The sequence below is a fragment of the Streptomyces sp. NPDC101191 genome (genome assembly GCF_044767915.1).
Classification (GTDB): domain Bacteria; phylum Actinomycetota; class Actinomycetes; order Streptomycetales; family Streptomycetaceae; genus Streptomyces.
Map to the genome: position 1 here is coordinate 580,429 of NZ_JBIWOU010000005.1, position 25,590 is coordinate 606,018.

The 25,590-nt window shown below is 72.4% G+C and carries 26 protein-coding genes and 1 tRNA gene; 12 read left to right on the forward strand and 15 right to left on the reverse strand.

Annotation, left to right across the window (positions count from 1 at the left end; translation table 11 throughout):
- Nucleotides 1-10: 10 nt before the first annotated feature.
- Nucleotides 11-1,222 (forward strand): FAD-dependent monooxygenase, encoded by a 1,212-nt coding sequence (locus tag ACIRQF_RS22490; RefSeq protein ID WP_404094390.1) that lies wholly within the window; start codon nucleotides 11-13, stop codon nucleotides 1,220-1,222.
- Nucleotides 1,223-1,264: 42 nt separating this feature from the next.
- Nucleotides 1,265-1,765, forward strand: a complete 501-nt coding sequence (locus ACIRQF_RS22495; RefSeq protein ID WP_376632800.1) for a hypothetical protein — start codon at nucleotides 1,265-1,267, stop codon at nucleotides 1,763-1,765.
- Nucleotides 1,766-1,917: 152 nt separating this feature from the next.
- On the opposite strand, the gene ACIRQF_RS22500 is transcribed toward ACIRQF_RS22495, so the two are convergent.
- Nucleotides 1,918-2,580 (reverse strand): pentapeptide repeat-containing protein, encoded by a 663-nt coding sequence (locus tag ACIRQF_RS22500; protein ID WP_376632799.1) that lies wholly within the window; start codon nucleotides 2,578-2,580, stop codon nucleotides 1,918-1,920.
- A 148-nt stretch (nucleotides 2,581-2,728) separates the two neighbouring features.
- Between ACIRQF_RS22500 and ACIRQF_RS22505 the strand changes: the two genes are divergently transcribed.
- Together ACIRQF_RS22505 and ACIRQF_RS22510 are read left to right on the forward strand one after the other, a co-directional pair.
- Nucleotides 2,729-3,907, forward strand: coding sequence for an NAD(P)-binding protein (locus ACIRQF_RS22505; protein WP_404094394.1), 1,179 nt, complete (start codon nucleotides 2,729-2,731; stop codon nucleotides 3,905-3,907).
- A gap of 59 nt (nucleotides 3,908-3,966) precedes the next feature.
- Nucleotides 3,967-4,965, forward strand: a complete 999-nt coding sequence (locus ACIRQF_RS22510) for a zinc-binding dehydrogenase (protein WP_404094397.1) — start codon at nucleotides 3,967-3,969, stop codon at nucleotides 4,963-4,965.
- A gap of 212 nt (nucleotides 4,966-5,177) precedes the next feature.
- Here ACIRQF_RS22510 and ACIRQF_RS22515 read toward each other — a convergent pair whose 3' ends face one another.
- Both ACIRQF_RS22515 and ACIRQF_RS22520 read right to left on the reverse strand, forming a co-directional pair.
- Nucleotides 5,178-5,513: a hypothetical protein gene (locus ACIRQF_RS22515; protein WP_376632793.1), complete on the reverse strand. Its 336-nt coding sequence runs from the start codon at nucleotides 5,511-5,513 to the stop codon at nucleotides 5,178-5,180.
- A 155-nt stretch (nucleotides 5,514-5,668) separates the two neighbouring features.
- On the reverse strand, nucleotides 5,669-6,139 hold the full coding sequence (locus ACIRQF_RS22520) for a GNAT family N-acetyltransferase (protein WP_404094400.1): 471 nt from the start codon (nucleotides 6,137-6,139) through the stop codon (nucleotides 5,669-5,671).
- Between the two features lie 208 nt (nucleotides 6,140-6,347).
- Here ACIRQF_RS22520 and ACIRQF_RS22525 point away from each other — a divergent pair, with 208 nt between their 5' ends.
- Nucleotides 6,348-7,736 (forward strand): NAD(P)/FAD-dependent oxidoreductase, encoded by a 1,389-nt coding sequence (locus tag ACIRQF_RS22525; RefSeq protein WP_404094403.1) that lies wholly within the window; start codon nucleotides 6,348-6,350, stop codon nucleotides 7,734-7,736.
- A gap of 84 nt (nucleotides 7,737-7,820) precedes the next feature.
- Here the strand turns inward: ACIRQF_RS22525 and ACIRQF_RS22530 are convergent, their stop codons facing one another.
- Entirely contained in the window at nucleotides 7,821-9,863 is a 2,043-nt protein-coding gene (locus ACIRQF_RS22530) for a restriction endonuclease (protein ID WP_404094405.1), read from the reverse strand.
- 92 nt (nucleotides 9,864-9,955) lie between these two features.
- Nucleotides 9,956-10,029: transfer RNA gene (locus ACIRQF_RS22535), tRNA-Thr, on the reverse strand.
- Between the two features lie 181 nt (nucleotides 10,030-10,210).
- Between ACIRQF_RS22535 and ACIRQF_RS22540 the strand changes: the two genes are divergently transcribed.
- The 3 genes from ACIRQF_RS22540 to ACIRQF_RS22550 all read left to right on the forward strand — a co-directional run bounded on the left by ACIRQF_RS22540 (nucleotide 10,211) and on the right by ACIRQF_RS22550 (nucleotide 12,762).
- A complete protein-coding gene (locus ACIRQF_RS22540; protein WP_376632788.1) occupies nucleotides 10,211-11,308 on the forward strand; it encodes an ABC transporter ATP-binding protein in 1,098 nt (365 codons plus the stop codon).
- Between the two features lie 282 nt (nucleotides 11,309-11,590).
- The gene (locus ACIRQF_RS22545) at nucleotides 11,591-12,004 is read left to right on the forward strand and encodes a hypothetical protein (RefSeq protein WP_382479364.1); all 414 of its coding nucleotides are present in this window, start codon (nucleotides 11,591-11,593) and stop codon (nucleotides 12,002-12,004) included.
- A gap of 44 nt (nucleotides 12,005-12,048) precedes the next feature.
- Complete coding sequence (locus ACIRQF_RS22550) at nucleotides 12,049-12,762, forward strand: NDP-sugar synthase (protein ID WP_389751111.1); 714 nt, start codon at nucleotides 12,049-12,051, stop codon at nucleotides 12,760-12,762.
- 243 nt (nucleotides 12,763-13,005) lie between these two features.
- Here the strand turns inward: ACIRQF_RS22550 and ACIRQF_RS22555 are convergent, their stop codons facing one another.
- The 6 genes from ACIRQF_RS22555 to ACIRQF_RS22580 form a co-directional block, all read right to left on the reverse strand.
- Complete coding sequence (locus ACIRQF_RS22555; protein ID WP_404094410.1) at nucleotides 13,006-14,580, reverse strand: DoxX family membrane protein; 1,575 nt, start codon at nucleotides 14,578-14,580, stop codon at nucleotides 13,006-13,008.
- A 118-nt stretch (nucleotides 14,581-14,698) separates the two neighbouring features.
- A complete protein-coding gene (gene rlmB / locus ACIRQF_RS22560; RefSeq protein ID WP_376632780.1) occupies nucleotides 14,699-15,655 on the reverse strand; it encodes a 23S rRNA (guanosine(2251)-2'-O)-methyltransferase RlmB in 957 nt (318 codons plus the stop codon).
- Nucleotides 15,656-15,745: 90 nt separating this feature from the next.
- Nucleotides 15,746-17,146, reverse strand: a complete 1,401-nt coding sequence (gene cysS, locus ACIRQF_RS22565; RefSeq protein ID WP_376632778.1) for a cysteine--tRNA ligase — start codon at nucleotides 17,144-17,146, stop codon at nucleotides 15,746-15,748.
- A gap of 80 nt (nucleotides 17,147-17,226) precedes the next feature.
- The gene (ispF, locus tag ACIRQF_RS22570; protein WP_389751108.1) at nucleotides 17,227-17,739 is read right to left on the reverse strand and encodes a 2-C-methyl-D-erythritol 2,4-cyclodiphosphate synthase; all 513 of its coding nucleotides are present in this window, start codon (nucleotides 17,737-17,739) and stop codon (nucleotides 17,227-17,229) included.
- Nucleotides 17,729-18,478, reverse strand: coding sequence for a 2-C-methyl-D-erythritol 4-phosphate cytidylyltransferase (gene ispD / locus ACIRQF_RS22575; RefSeq protein WP_376632774.1), 750 nt, complete (start codon nucleotides 18,476-18,478; stop codon nucleotides 17,729-17,731). The genes ispF and ispD overlap by 11 nt, the downstream gene beginning before the upstream one ends.
- A 260-nt stretch (nucleotides 18,479-18,738) precedes the next feature.
- Nucleotides 18,739-19,221, reverse strand: a complete 483-nt coding sequence (locus ACIRQF_RS22580; RefSeq protein WP_003953493.1) for a CarD family transcriptional regulator — start codon at nucleotides 19,219-19,221, stop codon at nucleotides 18,739-18,741.
- A gap of 576 nt (nucleotides 19,222-19,797) precedes the next feature.
- Between ACIRQF_RS22580 and ACIRQF_RS22585 the strand changes: the two genes are divergently transcribed.
- A complete protein-coding gene (locus tag ACIRQF_RS22585; RefSeq protein WP_404094414.1) occupies nucleotides 19,798-20,442 on the forward strand; it encodes a DUF461 domain-containing protein in 645 nt (214 codons plus the stop codon).
- A gap of 204 nt (nucleotides 20,443-20,646) precedes the next feature.
- Here the strand turns inward: ACIRQF_RS22585 and ACIRQF_RS22590 are convergent, their stop codons facing one another.
- Both ACIRQF_RS22590 and ACIRQF_RS22595 read right to left on the reverse strand, forming a co-directional pair.
- Nucleotides 20,647-21,327 (reverse strand): response regulator transcription factor, encoded by a 681-nt coding sequence (locus tag ACIRQF_RS22590; RefSeq protein ID WP_015035162.1) that lies wholly within the window; start codon nucleotides 21,325-21,327, stop codon nucleotides 20,647-20,649.
- Nucleotides 21,324-22,556: a sensor histidine kinase gene (locus ACIRQF_RS22595; protein WP_376632770.1), complete on the reverse strand. Its 1,233-nt coding sequence runs from the start codon at nucleotides 22,554-22,556 to the stop codon at nucleotides 21,324-21,326. The genes ACIRQF_RS22590 and ACIRQF_RS22595 overlap by 4 nt, the downstream gene beginning before the upstream one ends.
- A 298-nt stretch (nucleotides 22,557-22,854) precedes the next feature.
- Between ACIRQF_RS22595 and phoU the strand changes: the two genes are divergently transcribed.
- Both phoU and ACIRQF_RS22605 read left to right on the forward strand, forming a co-directional pair.
- Nucleotides 22,855-23,535, forward strand: coding sequence for a phosphate signaling complex protein PhoU (gene phoU, locus ACIRQF_RS22600; RefSeq protein WP_376632768.1), 681 nt, complete (start codon nucleotides 22,855-22,857; stop codon nucleotides 23,533-23,535).
- Between the two features lie 104 nt (nucleotides 23,536-23,639).
- Complete coding sequence (locus ACIRQF_RS22605) at nucleotides 23,640-23,798, forward strand: hypothetical protein (RefSeq protein WP_376632766.1); 159 nt, start codon at nucleotides 23,640-23,642, stop codon at nucleotides 23,796-23,798.
- A 258-nt stretch (nucleotides 23,799-24,056) separates the two neighbouring features.
- Here ACIRQF_RS22605 and ACIRQF_RS22610 read toward each other — a convergent pair whose 3' ends face one another.
- Complete coding sequence (locus tag ACIRQF_RS22610; RefSeq protein WP_382479368.1) at nucleotides 24,057-24,527, reverse strand: GNAT family N-acetyltransferase; 471 nt, start codon at nucleotides 24,525-24,527, stop codon at nucleotides 24,057-24,059.
- 112 nt (nucleotides 24,528-24,639) lie between these two features.
- On the opposite strand from ACIRQF_RS22610, the gene ACIRQF_RS22615 reads away from it, so the two are divergent.
- On the forward strand, nucleotides 24,640-25,242 hold the full coding sequence (locus tag ACIRQF_RS22615) for a GNAT family N-acetyltransferase (protein WP_404094418.1): 603 nt from the start codon (nucleotides 24,640-24,642) through the stop codon (nucleotides 25,240-25,242).
- Here the strand turns inward: ACIRQF_RS22615 and ACIRQF_RS22620 are convergent.
- Nucleotides 25,232-25,585, reverse strand: coding sequence for a hypothetical protein (locus ACIRQF_RS22620; RefSeq protein ID WP_404094421.1), 354 nt, complete (start codon nucleotides 25,583-25,585; stop codon nucleotides 25,232-25,234). The two genes, ACIRQF_RS22615 and ACIRQF_RS22620, sit on opposite strands and share 11 nt — an antisense overlap.
- Nucleotides 25,586-25,590 lie beyond the last annotated feature (5 nt).

Here is a 25,590-nt window from a genome sequence, read left to right on the forward strand (position 1 = left end):
GGGAGCACGCGTGAAGATCACCATCGTCGGCGGCGGGCCGGGCGGCCTGTACTTCTCGATCCTGATGAAGCGCCAGGACCCCGCCCACGACATCACCGTGTACGAGCGGAACCCGGCCGGCTCCACCTACGGCTGGGGCGTCACCTACTGGGCCGGGCTGCTCGACAAACTGCGCGCGGGCGACCCGGAGTCCGCCGAGGCCATCGCCGCCGCCTCCGTCACGTGGACCGACGGCGTGGCGATCGTCCGCGACCAGCGGACCGTCCACCGGGGCGACGCCGGCTTCGGCATCGGACGCCGCCGGATGCTCAACCTGCTCGCCGACCGCGCCCGGGAACTCGGCGTCCAGGTCGTCCACGAGCACGCCGTCGACGGCCCGGACGCGCCCGAACTCGCCGGCGCCGACCTCGTCGTGGCCGCCGACGGGGTGAACAGCGCGCTGCGCGAGGCGCACGCGGACCGCTTCGGCCCCGTGCTCGCCGGCGGCCGCAACCCGTACATCTGGCTGGGCACGACGAAGGTCTTCGACTCCTTCAGCTTCGCCTTCAAGGAGACCGAGCACGGCTGGATCTGGTGCTACGCGTACGGCTTCAGCGGCGAACAGTCGACCTGCGTGGTGGAGTGCGGCCCGGACACCTGGACCGGCCTCGGGCTGGACCGCATGAACGAGGCCGACAGCCTGCGCCTGCTGGAGAAGCTGTTCTCCGACCTCCTCGACGGCGAACCGCTGATCGGCCGCGAGCACGCCGACGGCAGCGCCCAGTGGCTCACCTTCCGCACCCTGACCAACCGGACCTGGCACCACGGCCGCCTGGTGCTGCTCGGTGACGCGGCCCACACCACCCACTACTCGATCGGCGCGGGCACCACCCTGGCTCTGGAGGACGCCCTCGTCCTCGCGGCCGCGCTGCGCTCCGCGCCCGCGGGCGACCGGCTGGACGCGGCCCTCGCCGCGTACGGCGCGCGCCGCCGCGCCGAACTCGTCCCGGCCCAGAGCGCCGCCCGCCACAGCGCCCGGTGGTACGAGAACCTCCCCCGCTACATGCGCCTGGAGCCGGAGCGGATGTTCGCCCTGCTCGGCCAGCGCCACTCGCCCCTCCTCCCGTACATCCCGCCGCAGCTCTACTACCGCCTCGACCGCGCGGCCAACGGCATCGAGCCGCTGCGCCGGCTGAAGCGCTGGCTGGGGCCGCGGCTGGCACGGGCGGTCCACGGGCGCTGAGGGGCGGGCGGCGGCCCCGACCCGGCATGGGACCATCGATCCGTGCTCGACATCGGCTACTCGCTCTCCCGCCGCTTCCCCGACCCCCCGCAGACCGACTACCGCCACGCGGACGTCCAGGCGCTGCGCCACGACCTCTTCTGCGGTGACGTGTACCTCGCGGACACCGACAAGGACGAGGAGGTGTCCACAGCCTGGGGATGGGTGCCGGTGCTCGACTTCGCGTGGGCGCTGTGCGACATCGTCGAGCGGATCGACCGCGACCCCCGCGGCAGCCGTGCCGCACAGCCCCAGTACGCGGAACTCGACTTCACCGAGTCCTCCGACGTCATGATCTTCGAGCGCCGCTTCGGCTGGGTGGAGGTCGAGGCCGACTGGATGCCCGGCGACCAGCCGCCGCTCACCTTCAACCACGCCGAACTGCGCCGCGAGGCCCGCGACTTCCTGCACGACCTGATCGCCGACCTGACCGACATGCACGAGGGCCTGGCGGACAACCCGGTGGTCTGGGACCTGCAGGCCCGCTTCCCCCGCGTCTCCTGACCGCCCCCGACGCCCCTCCGGCGCCCGCGTCCGGCGGACACACCTGCCTCCGCGGGACACGCCGCACCCACCGGACGCGCCGCACCCGCGGGACGCGCCGCACCAGCTGGACGCGCCGCTCCCGCTCCCGCTCCCGCTCCCGGGAAGATCCGCTAGGCGTCCTCCACCCGCACCCCCAGCTGCGCCGCGAACACCGGCGCCAGGTCGAGCAGCTGCGTCGTGGAGATCACGGCGCCGGCCAGGGCGTCCGCACCGCGCGCGATGTCGATGCGCTGGACCGTGCGCAGATCGACGTCCTTCAGTCGCGCACGCTGGAAGTCGACGCCCGCCAGCACACAGTCCCGGAACTCCACCCGCTCCAGGACCGCGCCGCCGAAGTCCGGCTCGCCGAGCACGCACCCCTCGAAGACGACGTCCTTCAGCCGGGCCTCGCGCAGATTCAGGTAGTCGATCTTCCCGCCCCGCACCCACACCCGCTCCAGGACGGCCCCGTGCAGCTGCACCCCGCCGAGCCGCGCGTCCACCACCTCGACGTCCCGCAGCTGCGCCCCGGCGAGGTCCGTCCCCACGCCCCGCACCCCCTCCAGTACGGAGTCGAGGAAGCGCGCCGCCGTCAGCCGCGCCTCGTCGAGCCCGCAGTCCCGCACGGCACAGTCCAGGAACCGCGCCCCGGCGCCGTTCTGCCCGGCCAGGTCGAGCCCGTCGAGCAGGAGCGAGTCGTAGTCCCCGTCGGGCTCCAGCCCCCCGTCGTACCGCTCCAGGTCGGGCAGCCGCACCTCGGGCCGGCGCACTTTCGGAACCGTCTTCTTCCTCATGCGGCCATGGTGACGCACGCCACTGACACACACCCTGCCGCCTATGTCACGAACGCGCCCGCCCCGTCCGTCCCCTCCGTGAACCCCGACGCCCGCCACCACACGACGGGCACAGCAGGGACACGAAGGACACGAGGGAGCCAGAGAGATGCGGAAGATCACGATCGTCGGCGGCGGCTTCGCGGGAGTCACGGCGGCCGTCACCGCCGCCGAGTCCGGGGCGCAGGTGACCCTGTACGAGTCGCACCACACCCTCGGCGGCCGGGCCCGTACGGCCGAGGGCCCCTACCTCACCAACGAGGGCCCGCACGCGATCTACGACGGCGGCCCGCACTGGACCTGGCTCAAGCAGCGCGGCCTGCTCGGCGAGCTCGCACCGCTGCCCGCCCTGGAGGCCGCCAGGCTCCGCTTCCACCACCGGGGCACCCTGCGCCGCCTCCCGCCCCTCGGGCTGCTGCGCCAGTCCTTCCGCAAGGCGGAGCAGGCCCCCGTGGACGTCGACTTCCGCACCTGGGCGACCGGGCTGGTCGGCCGCGAGGCGGCCGAGGCGGCGGCCGCCTACAGCGGGGTGGCCCTCTACCACCACGACCCGGGCGCACTCTCCGCCCGCTTCGTGCAGGAGCGGCTGCACCGTGCCGCGTCCGTCCCGGCGGAGGCGCACTTCGTCAAGGGCGGCTGGGGCCGGCTGATCGACCGGATGGCGGCCCGCGCCTGGGAGCTGGGCGTCCGCCTGGAGACCTCGTCACGCGTCGACACCCTGCCGGTCGGCGGCGGCCCCGTCATCGTGGCGACGGCCCTGCCGGCGGCCGCACGCCTGCTGGGCGACCCCGGCCTGACCTGGGAGTCGGGCCGCACCGTCCTCCTCGACCTGGCACTGCGGACCCGGAAGGGCGACCCGTTCGCGATCTCGGACCTGGACGCACCCGGCTGGATCGAGCGCTTCACCACCCAGGACCCGAGCCTCGCCCCGGCCGGCGAGCAGCTGCTCCAGATGCAGATGCCGATCGGGCCGGGCGCCGCGAAGGCGGACGGCGTCGCGCACGCGGAGCGGCTGCTCGATCTGGGCTTCGCGGGCTGGCGCGAGCGGACGGTGTGGCGGCGCGAGGCCGTCTCCCAGGGGCGTACGGGCGCGGTCGACCGCCCCGGCACGACCTGGCGCGACCGGCCGGCGATCGACCGGGGCGACGGCGTCTACCTGGCCGGCGACCAGGTGGCGGCCCCGGGGGTGCTGGCGGAGGTGTCGTTCACGAGCGCGGTGGAGGCCGTGTCGCTCGCGATGCGCGCCGAGATCCGTCACCTGGCACCCCTTGACCTCAAGCAAGCTTGAGGTCAGAGGCTGTGGGACGTCACGGAGCGATCCGACGCCCGACGCACAGGGAGCAGACCATGCGTGCCATCCGCCTCCACGCCTTCGGCCCGGCCGAGAACCTGACGTACGAGGAGATCGAGGACCCGGCCCCGGGACCCGGCCAGGTCCGCATCAAGGTGGCGGCGGCCGGCGTGCACCTGCTGGACACGGCCCTGCGCGAGGGCATGACCGGCCCGTTCCCCGCCCCCGCCGAGCTCCCCACCGTCCCCGGGCGCGAGGTCGCGGGCACGGTGGACGCGCTGGGCGAGGGCACGGCCCCGTCCTGGCTCGGCAAGCGGGTCGTCGCCCACCTGGGCATGGCGCCCGGCGGCTACGCCGAACTGGCCGTCGCCGACGCCGCACGCCTCCACGCACTCCCCGGACACCTCGGCGATGCGGAGGCCGTCGCCATGATCGGCACCGGCCGCACCACCCTCGGCATCCTGCAGTTCACCGACCTCGGCCCCGACGCGATCGCCGTCGTCCCGGCCGCCGCGGGCGGCATCGGCACGCTCCTCGTGCAGTACGCGAAGAACGCGGGAGCCACGGTCATCGGCCTGGCGGGCGGCCCGGAGAAGGTCGCACGGGTACGGGAGAACGGCGCGGACATCGCGGTCGACTACACGGAGCCGACCTGGCCGGAGCAGGTCCGCGCCTACCTGGGGGACCGCGCGGCGACCGTGGTCTACGACTCGGTGGGCGGGACGACGGGCCGGGCGGCCGTCGACCTGCTCGGCAAGGGCGGCCGGCACATCGTCTTCGGCTGGTCGGGCGCCGGCCCGCACGACGGCGAACCGCTCACGTTCACCGAGGAGGAACTCAGGGAGCGGGGCATCACGTCCAAGAACGTCCTCGGCCCGGTCATGATCCGGAAGGCCGGCGGCGACGTCCGCAACCTCGAACTCGCCGCCCTCGCGGCGGCCTCCGCCGGCACCCTCCGCCCGGCCGTCCACCGCTTCCCGCTCGCCGAGGCGGCAAAGGCCCACCGCGCCCTGGAGACCCGGGGCACGATGGGCAAGGTGGTCCTGATCCCGTAGCCGGGCCGGCCGGGCTCCGGGACGTCGCAACCCCGGCCCCCGGGCCCGCCCGAACGGGAACCCCGGGCCCGCCCGAACGGAACCGTCGTCGGCCCGCCGGAACGGAACCGCGGGCCCGCCCGAACGGGACTGCCGGGCGCCCGAACGAGACCGTCGTCGACGAACGCCCGCCGCCCGGCAACCCGGGTGGCGACGGCGGCGGCAGCGGCCCGTCAGACCCCCAGCACGTCCCAGGAGTGCCCCTTGAACTCCTTCAGGAAGTCGGGGTGGTCCTCCCACATCCGGGCGATGGAGCGCAGCACGTCCCAGTTGTGCTCCAGCGCCTGGTCCACCACCTGCCGCAGCTCGGGCGCCGACTCCCGCTTCTCCACCAGCCCGTTCACCGCCGAAGCCGCCTGCACCGTGTACCGCAACGCCCGCAGCGCCCGCGAGGTGTCGTCCATCCCGAACCCGTGGTCGCTCCCGTTCCCGGGATCGAAGAGCGGCGTGAGCCGTGCCTCGACGAAAGCGGTGATCCGCTCGAAACGCTGCTGAATGTCATTGTCCATGCCCCTTTCCTACAGGACGCCGCGGACACAGGAAGACGACCCCCGCGAAAGGGGACGCGGGGGTCGTCTTCCTGTGTCCACACTGCCTTGGCGGCCAGTGCCACGGCGCATCGCGACGCTGAGCGCGGCACCGCGCGACGCCGGACACGCACGCCCTACGAGCCGAGCCCCTTCAACGCCTCGTCCGTCAGCCGGTACACCGTCCACTCGTCCTGCGGGCGCGCGCCCAGCGACTCGTAGAAGTCGATGGACGGCTGGTTCCAGTTCAGGACCGACCACTCCAGGCGCTCGTAACCACGCGCCACGCACAGACGGGCCAGTTCGGTGAGGAGGGCCTTCCCGTGGCCGCCGCCGCGCATCTCCGGGCGGACGTACAGGTCCTCCAGGTAGATGCCGTGGACACCGCGCCAGGTCGAGAAGTTGAGGAACCACAACGCGAAGCCGGCGACCTCCCCGGAGTCCGTCTCGGCGATGTGCGCGTACGCGGCGGGCCGGGGGCCGAAAAGGGCCTCGTGGAGCTGCTCGGGAGTCGCCCGGACCTCGTCCAGGGCCTTCTCGTACTCCGCCAGATCGCGGATGAGCTGATGGATCACCGGGACGTCGGCCGGCGTGGCGATACGGATCATGCGGCCAGGGTGCACCCCCCGACAGGTGCCTCGCCAGCGGGTTCCGCGCGAGGGACACCCGGTCCCCGCCCCCCGCGAGATCCGTGCCTCCGAAGCCGGCCGCCCCGCCCACGCCGAACCCACGCCGAACCCACGCCGAAGGACCCGTATCCACGGAACCGACGCCCCCGGTAACCTCCCGCGCACGCACCCGGAAGAGGGATAGACAATGAGCACGATCAACGGCGGCATCTCGTTCTGGTACGCGCAGGAGGGCGCCCCCGCCCCCCGCGAACCGCTGCCTGGCGACACCACCGCCGACGTCTGCATCGTCGGCGGCGGCTACACCGGCCTGTGGACCGCCTACTACCTCAAGAAGGCCGTCCCCTTCCTCGACATCACCGTCCTCGAGGCCTCCTTCTGCGGCTACGGCGCCTCCGGCCGCAACGGCGGCTGGCTCTACAACGGCATCGCCGGCCGCGACCGCTACGCCGAGCAGCACGGCCACGAAGCCGCCGCACGCCTCCAGCACGCCATGAACGACACCGTCACCGAAGTCATCGACGTCTGCGCCGCCGAAGGCATCGACGCCGACATCCACCGCGGCGGCGTCCTCGAGATCGCCACCTCCCCCGCCCAACTCGCCCGCCTCAAGGCCTTCCACGCGGTCGAGATCGCCTTCGGCGAGAAGGACCGCCGGCTCTACAGCGCGCGCGAGACCGCCGAACGCCTCCGCGTCACCGGCGCCGTCGGCTCCACCTGGACCCCCCACGGCGCCCGCCTCCACCCCGTCAAACTCGTCAAGGGCCTCGCCGACGCCGTCGAAGCACTCGGCGTCACCATCCACGAGTCCACCCCCGTCACGGAGATCAGGCCCAAGCACGCCGTCACCCCCTACGGCACCGTCCGCGCCCCGTACGTCCTGCGCTGCACCGAAGGCTTCACCGCCTCCCTCGCCGGACAACGCCGCACCTGGCTCCCCATGAACTCCTCGATGATCGCCACCGAACCGCTCACCGACGCCCAATGGGAATCCATCGGCTGGAACGGCCTGGAGACCCTCGGCGACATGGCCCACGCCTACATGTACGCCCAGCGCACCGCCGACGGCCGCATCGCCCTCGGCGGCCGCGGCGTCCCCTACCGCTACGGCTCCCGCACCGACAACGACGGCCGCACCCAGCCCCAGACCGTCCAGGCCCTCCGCGACATCCTCGTCCGCTTCTTCCCCCAACTCGCCGGCCTCGGCATCGCCCACGCCTGGTCCGGCGTCCTCGGCGTCCCGCGCGACTGGTGCGCCACCGTCACCCTCGACCGCTCCACCGGCCTCGGCTGGGCCGGCGGCTACGTCGGCTCCGGCGTCGCCACCGCCAACCTCGCCGCCCGCACCCTGCGCGACCTCATCCAGCAGGACTCCGGCCAATCCGGCCCGACCGACCTGACCACCCTGCCCTGGGTCAACCACCGGGTCCGCAAGTGGGAGCCGGAGCCCCTGCGCTGGCTCGGCGTCCAGACCATGTACGCCGCCTTCCGCGGCGCCGACCACCGCGAAGCCGCCGCCCGCACCGCCGCCACCGACCGCATCGCCGTCCTCGCCAACCGCCTCAGCGGCCGCTGACCCCCGCCACCCGACGAACCCGTCCCACCGCACGGGCGCCGCCCACCACACGTCAGGGGGCGAGAACCCCCGCCCCCTGACCGCCTACTCCACCTCGATCCCGAAGTCCCCCACCAGCTCCGCGAGCCCGCCCCGATAGCCCTTCCCGCCCAGCACGAAATCCCAGTCCCCGCTCGCCCGCCGCCGGAACGAACCGAGCACCAGCGCCGTCTCCCCCGGCCGCCCGTCCGACACCTCCAGCCGGTCCAGCTCCGCCCCCGCGTCGTCCCGCAACACGATCCCCGCGTCGGCGAACCCCGCCAGATCGGCGTCCGGGTTCACCTCCGGATCCACCGCCGCCACCAGCACCAGCCGGTCCGCGTGCGCCGGCAAGGCATCGAAGCCGACCCGCACCGCCGCCTTGTCCCCCGCCGGAGCCGTCACCATCGCCACCGAACCGTCGGGTGTCGCCGCGTTGTTGAAGAAGACGAACCACTCGTCCGCGAGCACCCGGCTCCCCGCACACACCAGCGCACACACGTCGAGCGCCACCGAGCCCGTCCACACCATGCCGAGCAGGTTGAAGCCCTCGTCCGCCTCGGCCGGCGCCCGCACAGGCTCCACCAGCGTCGGCGTCGGCTCCCCCGCCCCGAGCCGCCCCCGCAGCCCGTGCTGGTGCAACAGCTCCACCAGCTCCGGCCCCGAGATCAGCGTCAGCGGCTTACCGTTCGCGAAGGCGTACGAGCCCGGACCGAAACCCGACGTCGTGACCAGCACCCCCTTGTTGGCCCCCGCCCCCTGCACCGTCCCGAACAGATCCCGCACCGCACTCGGCGGCACCGTGTTCCGGTAACGCTTCACCTGCACGATGATCGACCCACCCCTGATCGGATCCGGATCCAGCGCCTCGACATCGACGCCGCCGTCGTTGGAACGCCGCGTCGTCACCGCCTGCAGCCCGCGCGCCCGGAACAGCTCCGCCACCAGACCCTCGAAGGCGATCGGGTCCATCGCCAACAGGTCCGGCTCCGCACCGTCCCCCTGCGACACCACGCCCGACCCCACCTGCTCCGGCAACAACAACGGCTGCACGGCCACCCGCTCATCAGGCCTCGCCGAAAGCCGCCCCGACAACGCCCCCGTCAGACACTCCAACGGACTGACCAACTCCAGGTTCAACGCCCCGAAAGCCCGCCGCTCCACCGCCACCGACGCCACACAGACCCGGCCCACCACCCCCGTCGCCGGATCCACCCCGCCGACGAAGCCGTTCAGCGTCACCCGGTCCAGCACCCCGAAGCGGTCCGCGGCGAACAACTCCCGCAGCGCAAGCAACACACTCTGCGCCAGCACCTCCCGGTAGAGCGCCCGCCGCTGCGACACCGGCCGCGGCACCTCCCGCTCCTGGTCCGTGCTCGGCAGGTACTTGACCCCCTTCGCCGCCGGCACCACGTCGTACGCCGGCAGGTCCCACTCCAGCGCCAACCCCCGGGAACCCCGGTCGTACGCCGCCGACACCTGCCGCGGAAACCCCTCGGGCCACGCCGTCGACGCGAACAGCACCGCCGAGAAGTACTCCACCACCGTGTCCGGCTCACCGGAGCGCAACGCCGTCTCCGCCCCCGCGATCCCGCTGTTGTGCGCACGGATCTCCGCGAGCCGGCCCGCCGCCCACTCGTCGTACTGCCGCCGGTAGGCCGACAGCTGCTCGACCCTCCGCGCCTCCGCCGCCTGCGCCGCGTACCAGTCGCGCTCGAACCGTGCCCCATCCTGGTAGAAACGGCGATCCGGCATCGCCACCGGCTCCGCCAGCGGACCCGGCGCGAACGGCGCCACCTCCTCCGGCTGCCGCAACCCCTCCACCGACAACGCCCGAGCCCGGCACCCCGCCACCAGCAGCCCCTCCAAGACCGCCACCCGCTCGTCCAGCTCCCGCGTCCGCCGCAGCGCATCCGCCTCCCGGTGCCGCCGGTACTCCGCCCGCTGCTCCCGGTGCATCCGCGCCACATCCCGCTCGTGCGCCCGCTGCGCCCGCTCCGCCTCGCGCTGCTGCCGCAGCACCGCCTGCTGCTGACCCTCCCGCTCGCGCTGCGCCACCCGCTGCGCCTCGGCCCAGGTCCCGATCAACCCACTGGAACGCCGGCTCATCCGCCGCACCCCTCCCCGGAAACACCCCTCGCACACGCCCCGTAACGCACAAGTGTCCCGGACCCTGCTGGGTCCGGGACACCTGATCGACGAGCCGCCTGTCGGAATCGAACCGACGACCTCAAGATTACAAGTCAAGCGCTCTAGCCAACTGAGCTAAGGCGGCAGCGAAAGCAGTGTAACGAACGCCCGCGCGCCGACGGTCGGAAATCTCACGCTCCCCGGACTGCTGACAGATCCGACATCGCCAGGTACCGTCACCGGAAGTTCACCCAGGTGGACTACACCACATCCTTCCTTTACTCGGATCGTCCGGCACGTTCCTGCCGGTGAAGGGACACATCACCATGGCTTCCGTCACCTACGACAAGGCGACCCTGGTCTACCCCGGCGCCGAAAAGCCCTCCGTCAACGAGCTGGAGATCGAGATCGCCGACGGCGAGTTCCTCGTTCTCGTCGGCCCCTCCGGCTGTGGCAAGTCGACCTCGCTGCGCATGCTGGCCGGCCTGGAGGACGTCACCTCCGGCGCCATCCGCATCGGCGACCGCGACGTCACGCACCTGCCGCCGAAGGACCGGGACATCGCGATGGTGTTCCAGAACTACGCGCTCTACCCGCACATGACCGTCGCCGACAACATGGGCTTCGCGCTCAAGATCGCCGGCGTCAACAAGAGCGAGATCCGCGCCAAGGTCGAAGAGGCCGCGAAGATCCTGGACCTCACCGAGTACCTGGACCGCAAGCCGAAGGCGCTCTCCGGCGGTCAGCGCCAGCGTGTCGCCATGGGCCGCGCCATCGTGCGCGAGCCGCAGGTCTTCCTCATGGACGAGCCGCTGTCGAACCTGGACGCCAAGCTCCGTGTCTCGACGCGTACGCAGATCGCGAGCCTGCAGCGCCGGCTCGGCATCACCACCGTGTACGTGACGCACGACCAGACCGAGGCCCTCACCATGGGCGACCGGGTCGCGGTCCTCAAGGACGGTCTGCTGCAGCAGGTCGACACGCCGCGCACCATGTACGACCGTCCCGCCAACCTCTTCGTCGCCGGCTTCATCGGCTCCCCGGCCATGAACCTGATCGAGGTCCCGATCACCGACGGCGGCGTGAAGTTCGGCGAGAGCATCGTGCCGGTCTCCCGCGAGGCCATCGCCGCCGCGGCCGACAAGGGCGACACCACCGTGACGGTCGGCGTCCGTCCCGAGCACTTCGACGTCTCCGGCCCGACGAGCAAGGACGGCCTGGCCGTGACCGTGAACGTGGTCGAGGAGCTCGGCTCCGACGGCTTCGTGTACGGCTCCACCCGCGTCGGCGGCGAGGACAAGGACGTCGTGGTCCGCGTGGGCGGCCGCGAGGTCCCGGCCAAGGGCTCCACGCTGCACGTCGTGCCGCGCTCGGCCGAGCTGCACGTCTTCTCGACCTCCACGGGCGAGCGCCTCTCCGACTGAACGCCCTGACGTCCGGACGCACTGACGTCCGACGTCCTGGCACCCCGGCGCCCCGGCGTCGGCAGCCGTGCCGAACGGTCCCGGTCCCGCTTGCGGGGGCGGGGCCGTTCGCGTACGGGCGGGCATGAATCGCCGAGTCGGCGAAAACCCCGGCAGAACTGGGCATTCACCCCCGCGGCCGCCCACCCGCGTCAACACAGGATTCGAAAAGTCGCCTCGAACCATCCCCCGCGAGAGTGACTAAATGTCGCCGTTTCACTACCGGCCGCTACGCTCGCCTGCGTGACGCACACTGCCCGCCGAATCGGCCGCTCCCTCGCCCTCGTCCTGCCCGTCGTCCTGGTGCTCTCCGGAACGCTCGCGGTGTCCGCCGTTCCGTGGGCCGGCCAGGGCTCCGGGACCCAGATGCTGACCGCGTCGTCCACGGACGTCTCCACCCGCGCCAAGTCCCGTGCCCCGCAGGACGTTCTCCGCGACCAGCTCCTCGCAGAGCTGCAGGAGAAGGACCCCGGCGTCGCCCTGACCCACCTCCAGCGCGAGGTGGAGAACCGGCCGTCGCTCGCCCGGCACTGCATGTCGATCGCGCGCGCCCTCGGCGCCGCCGCCGTCGACCGCTTCGGTCCGACCCGCGCCCAGTCCTTCTCCCGCCCGGTCTGCGACACGTCGTTCGCGTACGGCGTCCTGCACGCCAGCTGAGCCGCACCCGGTAGGCCTGCCGTACACCGCATATCGTTCCCGGTATGCACACCTCCCCGACGCAGGCCGTGATCCTGGCGGGCGGCCAGGGCTCGCGGCTGCGCCCGTACACCGACGACCGCCCCAAGCCGATGGTCGAGATCCCGGGCACCGGGACCCCGATCATCGGCCATCAGCTGTCCTGGCTCGCCGCCGAGGGGGTCACGGACGCCGTGGTCTCCTGCGGTCACCTCGCCGACGTGCTCCAGGAGTGGCTGGACGGGGCCGATCTGCCGCTGAAGGTCACCACGGTCGTCGAGTCCGAGCCGCTCGGCCGTGGCGGCGGCCTCAAGTACGCCGCCGCGCACCTGCCCGAGCCCGGGCAGCCCTGGTACGCGACGAACGGCGACATCTGGACGCGCTTCTCGCTGCGCGAGATGGCGGAGTTCCATGCCGAGCGGGACGCGACGGCCACGCTGGCCCTGGCCCGGCCCCGGATCCCGTGGGGCGCCGTGGAGACCGACGCCTTCGGGCACATCACCGACTTCATCGAGGCGCCGCCGTCCCCGTACCTCATCAACGCGGGCGTGTACGTCTTCTCGCCCGCCTTCACGGAGCTGCTGCCTGACCGCGGCGACCACGAGCGCACGACCTTCCCGCGGCTGGCCCGGGAGCGGAGCCTGGCGGGCTTCCCGCTGCCGCAGGGGGCGTACTGGCGGGCCATCGACACCGCGAAGGACCTGACCGAGGCGGCGAAGGAGCTCGCCTCCCACGCCTGAAGGGGGCTCGCGGATCCCGCGTACACAGAAGGGGCGGCGCCACGATCGACGTGGTGCCGCCCCTTCGGCGTACGCGCGGGAGGTCCTGGCCGTGCCGTGCCGGCCTCGGATCGGGATCAGCGCGGCGGCGGTCGGGGCCGCGGCGGAGCCGGCGACGGCGACGGGGCGGCGGACGTGCTGAAGGAACGAAGGGCCCCGGGTGTCCGACGACACCCGGGGCCCTTCCGCCGACTCCCGGTCCGGTCAGCCCAGCAGGCCGCCGATCGGGTTGCGCGCGCCGCCCGACGTCGAGCCGCCGTCCGACGAGCCGCCGCTGCTGCCGCCGCTGCTCGGCGTGCCGCTCGTACCGCCGGAGTCGCTCGAGCCGCCCGAGCCGGAGCTGCTGCTGGACGAGGACGGCGAGGACGTGTGCGACCGGCTCGGGCTGCGGGTGCCCTGCGTCGCGGACGGGCTGCGGCGCTCGCTGCGCCGGGTCTCCTTCGCCGACTCGGTCGGCGAGGCCTCCTCGTCCTTCTCGCGCTCACCGCTCGCCCCGGTCGTCGCCGAGGGCTTCGGGCTCTTCGGGGCCTTGCGGGAGGGGCTGGTCGCGCCCGGCTCCTTGGGGAGCGGTTCGCCCGGCAGGTGGTTGATCGGGTCGTCGTTCGGTCCGGGCACGGTGACCATCTCCGTGGAGCGCACGGCGCCGCCGAGGATGGAGCCGACGAGCAGGGTGAGTCCGACGACCACCGCGGCGACGACCGTGCTGCGGCGCAGCACGCGGCGGCGCAGTTCCCACAGTTCCGAGCGGGGGCCGAGGGTGCGCCAGGCCTCGCCGGCGAGCCGGCCGTCGATCGAGTAGACGGGGGCGCCGGCGATGATCAGCGGCGACCAGGCGGCGAGGAAGATGATGTCGGGTGCGTCGTAGACGGGGACGGTCTTCCAGCTCACGGTGAGGATCAGGGCGGCGGAGAGCAGCGCGCCGACCACGGCCGCGACCCGCTGCCACAGGCCGAGGACGGTGAGGACGCCGACGACGACCTGGAGGAAGGCGACGGTGAGGCCGGCGCCCACCGGGTGCTGGAGGGCGAAGTCGCGGAGGGGCTCGGCCAGTGCCCACGGGTGGAGGGAGTGCAGCCACTTCACCATGGAGCCGCGCTCGCCGCCGTCGAAGTAGACGGGGTCGCAGAGCTTGCCCATGCCCGCGTAGATGGAGATGAAGCCGAGGAAGACCCGTAGGGGCAGCAGGACGACCCCGAGGTTCATGCGGCGGCCGGGGTAGTAGGCGTGGCGGACGCCGGCCGCGGTGGCGGCGGAGGTCCAGGCCGCGCCGTGCCGGGGCGAGCCGTGGGGGTGCGGGTCGGTGTCCGGGGCGTGCGGGTCGGGTTCGAGTGCGTAGAGCTCGTCGTACGCCCCTTCGGCCTTCCGCATCGGCGGGAGCAGGGGGGCGGGCGGCCCGGCGGGCACCGCAGGGGTGGGCATCGTGGTGTCGATGCGCGGGATGGCCTGGGTGGTCGGCTCCAGGGTGGAGACGCCGCCGGGGGCGGAGGACTCGCGGACGGCCTGGAGGAGGCCGGTGGCGCCGGGCGAGGACTTCCCGGTCCATACGACGGGCCTGCGGCGGGCGGTGCCGGCGCCGGCCGCACCCGCTCCGACAGCGGCTCCGGCGAGCGCGGCGATCCGCGGGTTCGCGGCGAACTTCGGCTGCTGGGCCGGCGCGAGCCGCACACGGAAGCTGGCGTGGTTCACGATCACCTGGGCGGGATCGGAGGCCACTTTGACCATGCTCAGCGCGGGCTGATCGTCGAACCCCGGCCGGGGCGTTCTGGTGTCCACACTCATCTAACCGAGTGATGTGCGGTTAGGACACTGCCTTGACGGGCTCCAAATGTCCGAGGCCCGTCAAGATCACGGCCGGGGTGCGTCCCTCGTACGGGTCAGCCCGTACGAGGGAGGCGGGTCAGGCCATCCGGCGGCGGGCCGCCTCGTACAGGACGACGCCGGCCGCGACACCGGCGTTCAGCGACTCGGCGCCGCCCGGCATCGGGATGCGGACGAGGAAGTCGCAGGTCTCGCCGACCAGGCGGGACAGACCTTTGCCCTCGGAGCCGACGACGATGACGACGGGGCCGGAGAGCGCCTCCAGCTCGTGCACCTCGGTGTCGCCGTCCGCGGACAGGCCGACGACCGTGAGGCCGGCCTTCTGGTACTGCTCCAGGCAGCGGGTGAGGTTGGTGGCGCGGGCCACCGGGGTCCGGGCGGCGGTGCCGGCCGAGGTCTTCCAGGCGCCGGCGGTCATGCCGGCCGCGCGGCGCTCGGGCACGACCACGCCGTGGCCGCCGAAGGCGGAGACGGAGCGGACGACGGCGCCGAGGTTGCGCGGGTCGGTGACGCCGTCGAGGGCCACGATCAGCGGGTCCTCGTGGTCGTCGTAGGCGGCCTCGGCGAGGTCCTCGGGGTGCGCGTACTCGTACGGCGGGACCTGGAGGACGAGGCCCTGGTGGTTGAGCCCGTTGGTCATCCGGTCGAGCTCGGGGCGCGGCGCCTCCATGATGTTGATGTTGCCGCGGCCGGTGGCGAGGTTGAGGGCCTCGCGCACGCGCTCGTCGTTGTCGATGAACTGCTGGACGTAGAGCGTGGTGGCGGGCACCCCGTCGCGCAGTGCCTCGAAGACCGGGTTGCGGCCGACGACCATCTCCGACTGGCCCTTGCCGCCGCGGCGGGCGACGGGCTTGCGCTTGGCCGCGTTGCGGGCCATCGCGTTGGAGACGCGGAAGGCCTTGTGGCCCTTGCGGTTCTCGGCCTTGGGCGTGGGGCCCTTGCCTTCGAGGCCCTTGCGCCGCTGGCCACCGCTGCCGACCGTCGCGCCCTTCTTGTTGGACGTACGTCGTCCCCTGCGCTGGCTGTTCCCGGCCATGACTACTACCTGTTTCCTCTGCCTGCTGCGTACGAAGTCCGTAAGTGAAGTGTGCCGCCCGGAGGCCCGGACGGCACACTCATCAGTTCTCTAGCGGTTGCCCAGCGTCCAGCGGGGGCCGTCGGGGCTGTCCTCGATGGCGAGGCCCGACCGGTTCAGCTGGTCGCGGATGGCGTCCGCGGTCGCCCAGTCCTTGCGCTCGCGGGCGGACTCGCGCTGCTGGAGCACGAGCCGGACGAGGGTGTCGACGACGCCGTGGAGCTCTTCGCCGCGGTCCGTCTCCTCGGCCCAGTGCGGGTCGAGGGGGTCGAGACCGAGGACGCCGAGCATGGCGCGTACTTCGGCGAGGCGGGCGATCGCCTCGTCCTTGTCGTCGGCGGCCAGGGCGCTGTTGCCCTGGCGGACGGTGGTGTGGATGATCGCCAGCGCGTGCGGCACGCCCAGGTCGTCGTCCATGGCCTCGGCGAAGGCCGGCGGCACCTCGGCGGCGGGGGCGACGGGCGCTCCGGCCTTCTCGGTGGCGCGCTGCACGAAGCCCTCGATGCGGGCGAACGCCGCCTCGGCCTCGCGCAGGGACTCCTCGCTGTACTCGATCATCGAGCGGTAGTGCGGGGTGCCCAGGTAGTAACGCAGCACGATGGGGCGCCAGTTCTTCACCATCTCGGAGACGAGCACCGAGTTGCCGAGCGACTTCGACATCTTCTCGCCGCTCATGGTGACCCAGGCGTTGTGCACCCAGTAGTGGGCGAACTCGTCGCCGAAGGCCTTGGCCTGGGCGATCTCGTTCTCGTGGTGCGGGAAGATCAGGTCGAGGCCGCCGCCGTGGATGTCGAAGGCGGAGCCCAGGTACTTGTGCGCCATCGCCGAGCACTCCAGGTGCCAGCCGGGGCGGCCGCGGCCCCACGGGGTCTCCCAGTCGGGCTCGCCCGGCTTGGTCGCCTTCCACATGGCGAAGTCGCGGGGGTCCCGCTTGCCGGTAATGCCCTCTTCGGTGGGCTGGCGCAGGTCGTCGATGTCCTGGTTGGACAGCTCCAGGTAGCCCGGGAAGGAACGCACGTCGAAGTAGACGCTGCCGTCCGCCTCGTAGGCGTGGCCGCGCTCGATGAGGCCGCGCATCATCTCGACCATCTCGGTGACGTGACCGGTGGCGCGCGGCTCGTAGCTGGGCGGCAGGCAACCGAGGGCCTGGTAGCCGTCGTTGAAGGCGCGCTCGTTCTCGTAGCCGATGGACCACCAGGGGCGGCCCTGTTCGGCGCCCTTCTTGATGATCTTGTCGTCGATGTCGGTGACGTTGCGGATGAACGTGACGTCGTAGCCGCGGTATTCGAACCAGCGGCGCATGATGTCGAAGTTCAGGCCGGAGCGGATGTGCCCGATGTGCGGGGCGGCCTGCACGGTCGCGCCACAGAGGTAGATCGAGACACAGCCCGGCTGGATCGGGGTGAAGTCACGGATCTGCCGGGCGCTGGTGTCGTACAGGCGAATGGTCACCACTCCAGGGTAGTGGGCGGGGGGCAGTGCCCCGCGACCTGTTCCCGGTCACGGGGCGACTTTTTCGGGGGGTTGTGCCCCTAAGGAGCCGTTACGGGATGGACGAGCGCGGTCGCGAGCGCGGCCAGTCCTTCGGCGCGACCGGTCAGTCCGAGCCCGTCGGTGGTGGTGCCGGAGACGGAGACCGGTGCGCCCGCCGCCTCGCTCAGGGCCTTCTGCGCCTCGTCGCGGCGCTTGCCGATCTTGGGGCGGACGCCGACGACCTGGACGGCGATGTTGCCGATCTCGTAGCCCTCGGCGCGCACGATGCGGGCGGCCTCGGCGAGGAGGGTGACGCCGGAGGCGCCGGACCACTCGGGGCGCGAGGTGCCGAAGTGGGCGCCGAGGTCGCCGATGCCGGCGGCGGAGAAGAGCGCGTCGCAGGCGGCGTGGGCGGCGACGTCACCGTCGGAGTGTCCGGCGAGTCCGTACTCCTCGTCCTCCCAGAGGAGGCCGGCGCACCACAGTTCGCGCCCCTTCTCGAAGGCGTGGACGTCGGTGCCGATGCCCGTCCGGGGGAGCACGGGGAGCTGGGGGCGGCTGTCAGAAGCCATCGTTGGCCCTCCTGCGGGCGAGTACGGCCTCGGCGAGGACGAGGTCGAGGGGGCGGGTCACCTTGAAGGCCTCTTCGTGGCCGGGCACGACGACGACGGGCGCGCCGAGCTTCTCGACCATGCCGGCGTCGTCGGTGGCGCCCTCGCCGGTGAGGGCGACGGTCGCGTGGGCGTCGACGAGCGTGTCGCGGTCGAAGCCCTGCGGGGTCTGTACGGCGCGGAGGCGGGCGCGGACGGGGGTGGCGACGACCTGTTCGGGGGCGCCGGGCCGCTCGGCCGGCTCGACCTCCTTGACGGTGTCGGCGACGGGCAGCGCGGGGACGACGGCGACGGCCCCGTCCCGTACGGCCTCGATGACGGCGTCGACGGTGTCGACGGGTACGAGGGGGCGGGCGGCGTCGTGGACGAGGACGGTCGTGACGTCCCGGGGGACGGCTTCGAGGCCGAGTCGCACGGACTCTTGGCGGGTGTCGCCGCCCGGGACGACGACGTAGTCGGTCCGCTCGGGCAGGGCGTGGGTGTCGAGGAGGTTCTTCACCTCGGCGGCCCCGTCGGAGGGGGCGACCACGACGACGAGGGAGACCGCGCGGGAGGCGGCCATCGCCCGGACGGCGTGGATGAGCATGGGGGTGCCGTTCAGCGCGCGCAGCGCCTTGGGGGCGCCGGGGCCGAGGCGTACGCCCCTGCCTGCCGCGGGGATCACCACGGCGGTTCGTGGGGGACGCGCTTCGTCTGTCATCGGTTGCACTCCGGCAGGTTTGTTTCCGCGGGCGACGTGGGTATGGCGTCAGCAAGCTGCTGGCGACGCCTCGACCGGACCCTTCCGTGACGACGGTCGAGGCGTCGCCGTGCGAGGAACGGCAGGGGGTCGGAAAAGAGAGACGAACATGCCGCAGTGCCCGGCGACGGCGCTGTGGAATCAAGGAGATTCACAGCATGTCAGCGGGCACCGCGGCATGTGCTTGGCATGGCGTACTGCCAGTCGTCAGGCGACCGGCGTCAGGACGCGAGCACCTCGTCGAGGAGGGCCTCGGCCTTGTCCTCGTTCGTGTTCTCCGCGAGGGCCAGCTCGCTCACCAGGATCTGGCGGGCCTTGGCGAGCATGCGCTTCTCACCGGCGGAGAGTCCACGCTCGCGCTCACGACGCCACAGGTCGCGCACCACTTCGGCGACCTTGATGACATCGCCCGAGGCGAGCTTTTCCAGATTTGCCTTGTAGCGACGAGACCAGTTCGTCGGCTCCTCTGCGTACGGTGCGCGCAGCACCTCGAAGACCCGGTCCAGCCCATCCTGACCGACCACATCGCGAACACCGACGAACTCCGCGTTGTCCGCCGGCACACGAACCGTCAGGTCGCCCTGCGCGACCTTGAGCACCAAGTAGGTCTTGTCCACGCCTTTGATCTGGCGAGTTTCGATGGCCTCGATCAGCGCGGCCCCGTGATGGGGATAGACCACGGTGTCGCCAACCTTGAACGTCATGTGACAGGTACCCCTTCCGTGGCTATCCAGGGTAACACGGATACGGCTTCTTCTGAATGGCGTTTTCGCAGGTCAGGGCATATCTCGGGGCTTGACAACAGCGACGCGAACGTGCTGCGGAGGACTTCCGGAAGGTGGTATTCGCAGGTCGGAGCCGCTGCGCGGACGCAGAGAAACACCCACGTTACAGCTGCCACGAGGGGTGCGCGAGGGGCCGGATGTCCTGATTTGACCGTTTCGGAGTGACCTGCTTCACGTACTCCGTTCGAGGATCGACCACCCGTCCGGGCGGATTCGGGAATTGATCACCGGAGATTCCCGAATGGCGCGGACGGCGGAATGCGCGGACGGCACCCGAATTGATCACGACGCTTATGTGAACGGCGTGTCAATGGGTCGTGATCCGGCCAGGACGGCGAGTTCTCGATGCCCGGCCGGGGAGCCGCCCGCGTGGCGGGCCGCCGCGGAGGGGCGGGTCGGGTGCGGGACGGAGAGTGCGGCTCGGTAACCTAAGCCCGCTGACACACCTTTAGTCCTTCCCTAGCCTGCCCGTACGTCCTAGGAGTTGCCGCCGCCGTGAGCCGCAGCCTTCGACGCGGCGCCCTCGCCGCCACCGCCGTCGTGATCTCGATCGCCGCCCTGTCCGCCTGCGGTGCGGGCAACGACGCGCAGACCCTCGAGATCCGCCCGGACAACGCCGCCGTCACCGTGGACGACGTCAAGATCCAGAACGCGCTGGTGATCACCCAGCCCGAACCGGGCGCGGTGGGTCCCGCCGTCGTCTCCGCCACCGTCTTCAACAACGGCCGGACGCGCCAGACCATCGACTCGATCACCCTGCCGGGCACGGTCGGGGTCGTGAAGCTCAAGGCCGCCGAGGGCAACGGCCCGATCGTCGTCCCCGCCGGCGGCTCCGTCGTCATCGGCGGCCAGGGCAACGCGTCCGCCACGATCGAGGGCGGCCTGCACCAGGACCGCAACGGTGCCGCGCAGAAGGTCGTCTTCAAGCTGAGCAAGACCGGCGACGTGGGCCTGAGCGCCTTCGTCGTCCCGGCGAAGAGCTACTTCAAGGAGTACGGCCCGTCCGAGCTCCCGAAGCCGCCGGCCACCCTGCCGACGACCCCGGCCACGCCGTCGGGCACCGCGACCCCGTCGGGCACCGCGACCCCGTCGGGGACCGCCACGCCGTCGGGCGAGGCCAGCCACGCGGCCGGTCACTGAGCCACACGAAGGAGGGGCGCCCCGAGGGGCGCCCCTTTTTTCATGCCGTGCGGCTCCACGAGACCCCTGCCGTACGGCTCGCGACGTCCCTGCCCTACGGCTCACGAGCGCGCGGCCGCCGAGGCCCGCGGTCCCCGTGCCCGGCGAGCAGGAGGCCGCTCGCGGCCCCCGGCCTCACCGGCCCGGGGCCTCCTTGCCTACGGCCTACGGCTCGAACTTGTAGCCCAGGCCCCGCACCGTCACCAGGTACCGCGGCGCGCCCGGGTCGGGCTCGATCTTGGCGCGGAGGCGCTTCACATGGACGTCGAGGGTCTTCGTGTCGCCGACGTAGTCCGCGCCCCAGACGCGGTCGATGAGCTGCATGCGGGTGAGGACGCGGCCCGCGTTGCGGAGCAGCATCTCCAGCAGGTCGAACTCCTTCAGCGGCAGGTCGACCTTGCCGCCGGCGACGGTGACCACGTGACGGTCGACGTCCATGCGGACCGGGCCGGCCTCCAGGGCGGCGGGGGTGACCTCCTCCGGCTCACCGCGGCGGCGCAGCACCGCGCGGATGCGGGCGACCAGCTCCCGCGAGGAGAAGGGCTTCGTCACGTAGTCGTCGGCTCCTATCTCCAGGCCGACGACCTTGTCGATCTCGCTGTCCTTGGCGGTCACCATGATCACCGGGACGTTGGAGCGGCCGCGCAGCTGACGGCACACCTCCGTACCGGGCAGACCCGGCAGCATCAGGTCGAGGAGGACGAGATCCGCTCCGTTGCGCTCGAACTCGTCGAGGCCGTCGGGCCCGGTCGCCGCGACGGCGACCTCGAAGCCCTCCTTGCGGAGCATGTACGACAGGGCGTCGCTGAAGGATTCCTCATCCTCGACGACAAGCACTCGGGTCACGGAAGGACCTCCGGGGCGGGGAGCGGTTCGGTCATGAGATCGGGGGTCGAGGCGGAGTCGGAGGACCGGCGGTCCCGTACGGCGCCCGCCTCGGGCAGCCGCAGGGTGAAGGTGGATCCCTGGCCCTCGGTGCTCCACACCGTGACCTCCCCGCCGTGCGAGGCCGCCACGTGCTTCACGATGGCCAGGCCGAGGCCCGTACCGCCGGTGGCACGGGAGCGGGCGGGGTCGACGCGGTAGAAGCGCTCGAAGACGCGCTCCTTGTCCTTGTCGGGGATGCCGATGCCCTGGTCGGTCACGGCTATCTCGATGAGGTCGCCGCCGGGCGCCGTCACCCGGCGGGCGGCGATGCCCACCCGGGTGTGGGCCGGCGAGTAGTTGACGGCGTTCTCGACGAGGTTGCCCAGGGCGGCGGCGAGCTGTCCGCGGCTGCCCCAGACGTGGAGGTCGGAGGCCCCTCCCGAGGCCATGGTGATCTGCTTCGTGGACGCGGTGTGCCGGGAGCGGTCGATCGCCTCGGCGACCAGCTCGTCCACCCGGACCGGCTCGGAGTCCTCCAGCGGGTCGTCGTTCTGCACCCGGGAGAGGTCGATGAGCTCCTGCACGAGGTTGGTGAGGCGGGTGGCCTCGATCTGCATCCGGCCCGCGAAACGGGTGACCGCCTCGGGGTCGTCCGAGGCGTCCATGACGGCCTCGGACAGCAGGGACAGCGCGCCGACGGGAGTCTTGAGCTCATGACTCACGTTGGCGACGAAGTCACGCCGTACCGCTTCTATGCGGCGGGCCTCCGTCAGGTCCTCCACCAGCAGCAGCACCAGCCGCGATCCCAGCGGGGCGACACGGGCGGAGACGGCGAGGGCCTCGCCGCGTCCGGTGCCGCGCCGCGGCAGGTCGAGCTCGACCTGCCGTATCTCCCCGTCGCGGCGGGTGTCGCGGGCCATGTTGAGCATGGGCTCGACGGCCAGCTTCCCGCCCCGGACCAGGCCGAGGGCGTACGCGGCCGAACTGGCCTTGACCACGGAGTCGCTCTCGTCGAGGACCACCGCGGACGAGCGCAGCACGGACAGCACGGTGTCGACGCCCGGCGGGAGCACGGCGTCGGTGTGCAGGGAGGTACGAGTGGGTCGCGCCTGGTCGCGCTCGCTCCAGCGGAACGCCAGCATGGCGATCACGCCGGTGCACACGCCGGCGATAGCGGCCAATGCGGCGACCGCCGCGTTCACGTCCATGCCATCCAGGTTATGCGGGCCGACGGACACTCTCCCAGCCGTCCGAGTGGCTGCTCGAACACTCGTCGCTCAGAGTTCACCGAGGGGACGGGGGTGGTTCATTTGACCTGGTCGACCCTATGGCCCGCGTTGCCCAGAGTTCACCTGGGAGAAAGTGGCGGTTCACGTGTGGGGGTGGAATCGGACGCGTAGGGGGCCGAACGTGGGAGCGTGGGAGTCACCGGTCCCACGCCGGAACCCGGACCGGAGCCTTGCCCGGAGCAATCCGCCCAGAGCCGGAACGTAGAGAGGGACATCGATGCGGGACGCGTACCACGAGGAACTTGACTCGATCGGCGAGGGCCTGGTCGAGATGGCCCGCCTGGTCGGGTCCGCGATCGGGCGCGCCACGACGGCCATGCTGGACGCCGACCTGAAGCTCGCGGAGAGCGTGATCGCCGCGGACCAGAAGGTCGACGACCTGCAGCACGACCTGGAGGCGCGGGCGATAGCCCTGCTGGCGCGGCAGCAGCCGGTGGCGACGGATCTGCGGATCGTGGTGACCTCGCTGCGGATGAGCGCCGACCTGGAGCGCTCGGGCGACCTGGCCCAGCACGTGGCGAAGCTGGCCCGGCTGCGCTTCCCGGACCGCGCGGTGCCGAACGACCTGCACGCCACGATCCTGCAGATGGGGCAGCTGGCGCAGCGCCTGATGGCGAAGGCGGCGGAGGTCATCATCACGAAGGACGTCGACATGGCGCTCCAGCTGGAGCAGGACGACGACGAGATGGACCTGCTGCACCGGACGCTGTTCCAGCACCTGATGGACGACCGCTGGTCGCACGGCATCGAGACGGCCGTGGACGTGACGCTGCTGGGCCGCTACTACGAGCGCTTCGCCGACCACGCGGTGTCGGTGGCCAAGCGCGTGGTGTACCTGGTGACGGGCGAGCACGCGGACGAGCTCCAGCCGGCGGACGTGCCGGTCGAGGGCGCGTAGGCGTCTTCCGCCGACGGTTCGCACAACAGTGCGCCGTTGATGCGCCCTGGGCGGTGGGCATGCAATGGGGGGAGGCGAGGTACGCCTCTCAGGGAGGGACCCCCATGGCCGAATCCGCTCCGATCACCGACCCCCAGCAGGAGACCCCGCTCGCGCGCGACGCGGAGTTCCTGCCCGTCCTCGGCGCCTGCGGGTGCGGCTCGGGCTGCGGCTGCGGCTGCCAGTCCGGCGCGCCGTGCCAGTGCGGCGGCTGCACGTCGTAGGACACCGCACGGCTGAGCCGCGGGCCCCGTTCGTCTCGTAGGCGGGGCCCGCGCGCCCCGTTCGTCTCGTACGCGGGGATCCGGGCGGGGCGTTCGTCTCGTACGCGGGGCCCGGGTGGTGGCGTTCGTCTCGTACGCGGGGCCCGGGGCGGGGCGTTCGTCTTCTACGCGGGGCCCGGGGCGGGGCGTTCGTCTCGTACGCGGGGGGCTCCGCGCCCCGTTCGTCTCGTACGCGGCGGGCCCGCGCCCACCGGCGCCCTAGCCGAGGTCGAGCACGCCGACGACCTGGTCTCCGGCGAGTTCGCCGGTCTCGCGGAAACCGAGCCTGCGGTAGAAGTCGCCGGGCCCGTGCTCGCCGGTGTGCCAGGAGACGTACATCTCGGTCGCCCCGCGCCGCCGCAGCTCCTCGCGCACGGCGTCGACGGCGAACCGCCCGTAGCCCTTGCCCTGCCGCTCGCCGCTGATGTTGAGCCGCCAGAGCCCACTGCGCCGGTCGGCCGGATCCTTCTCCGCGTCCCACTGGATGTCGACGAAGGCCATCAGGAAGCCGACCGGCTCGTCCCCGTCGAGGATGAGGCGCGGCCAGGCGGTCTCGCCGTACGCGTACGCCAGGGCGAGCGAGCGGACGACGGGGGCGACGTTCTCGGCCTGATGAGGATGAACGCGCAGGTCGAGGGCGGCGTCGAGGTTGGCGGGGGTGATCGGCTCAAGGCGCAGGGACGTGCTCATGGCGCGCACGGTAAACGATCCGCTGTGGCGGCCGCGCGCGAATTCCGCGGGGGCGGCCACGCGCGAAGATCCACGGTGGAGCGCGCCCGGCGCCCACGAGAGGATGCCGTCCATGCCGACCACACCCACCACGCCGCCGCTCCCCCTCCCCCACCCCGTGCTGCTGGCCCACGCGACGAGCCCCGAGCGGATCACTCCGGCGCTCCGGGAGCGCCTGACCGAGTGCTGGATCGCGGTCACGAACGCGGGCGGCGCGGCCGGCTTCCCGTTCCCGCCGGTCACGGAGGCGGAGGTGGCCCCGGCCGTGGACGCCCTGACCGCCCGCCTCGCCCCGGAAGGGCACCGTCTGATCACCGCGACGGTCGGTGCGCGGCTCGCCGGCTGGGTCGTGCTCGGCCACGACCCGAACCCCCTGATCGCCCACTGGGGCACGGTCCACCACCTCCAGACCCATCCCGACTTCCGCGGCCACGGCCTGGGCACCGCCTTGATGCGCGAACTGCACCGCGTCGCCCGCGAGGACCTCGCGCTCGACCACCTCCGGCTGGCCGCCCGCGGCGGCGAGGGCCTGGAGGGCTTCTACGGCGCCCTCGGCTGGTACGAGACCGGCCGCTGGCCCGGCGCCCTGCGCCTCGCCCCGGGGGACCTGCGGGACGAGGTGCTGATGCGGCGGGACCTGCGGCCGGTCGGGAAGGCGGGAGCGGTTACGGCCTGAGGAAGACGACCGAGCGGAGCTTCAGCCGGTCCGAGGCCGGGCGGCCGTGAGGGCGGAGGGTCCAGGAGTCGCCGGTGCAGTCCGGCTCGGTGAAGACCATCGCGTACTCGTCGGTGTCGTTGTGCGGGGCGAACGCCGGCTCGGAGGAGGCCGGGTCGGCAGCCTCGGCGAGGGTGATGCACGCGCCGCCGGCGGGGTCGTGCAGGGTGACGTGGACGGGCGAACCGTTCGCCTCGACCACGCTGTAGGAGAAGTCGCCGGTGGCGGCGTGGGCGGGCGAGGCCAGGACGGCGGTGAGGGCGAGGGCGCCGCAGGTGGCGGCGAGGGTGTGCCGAAGGCGCACGAGGG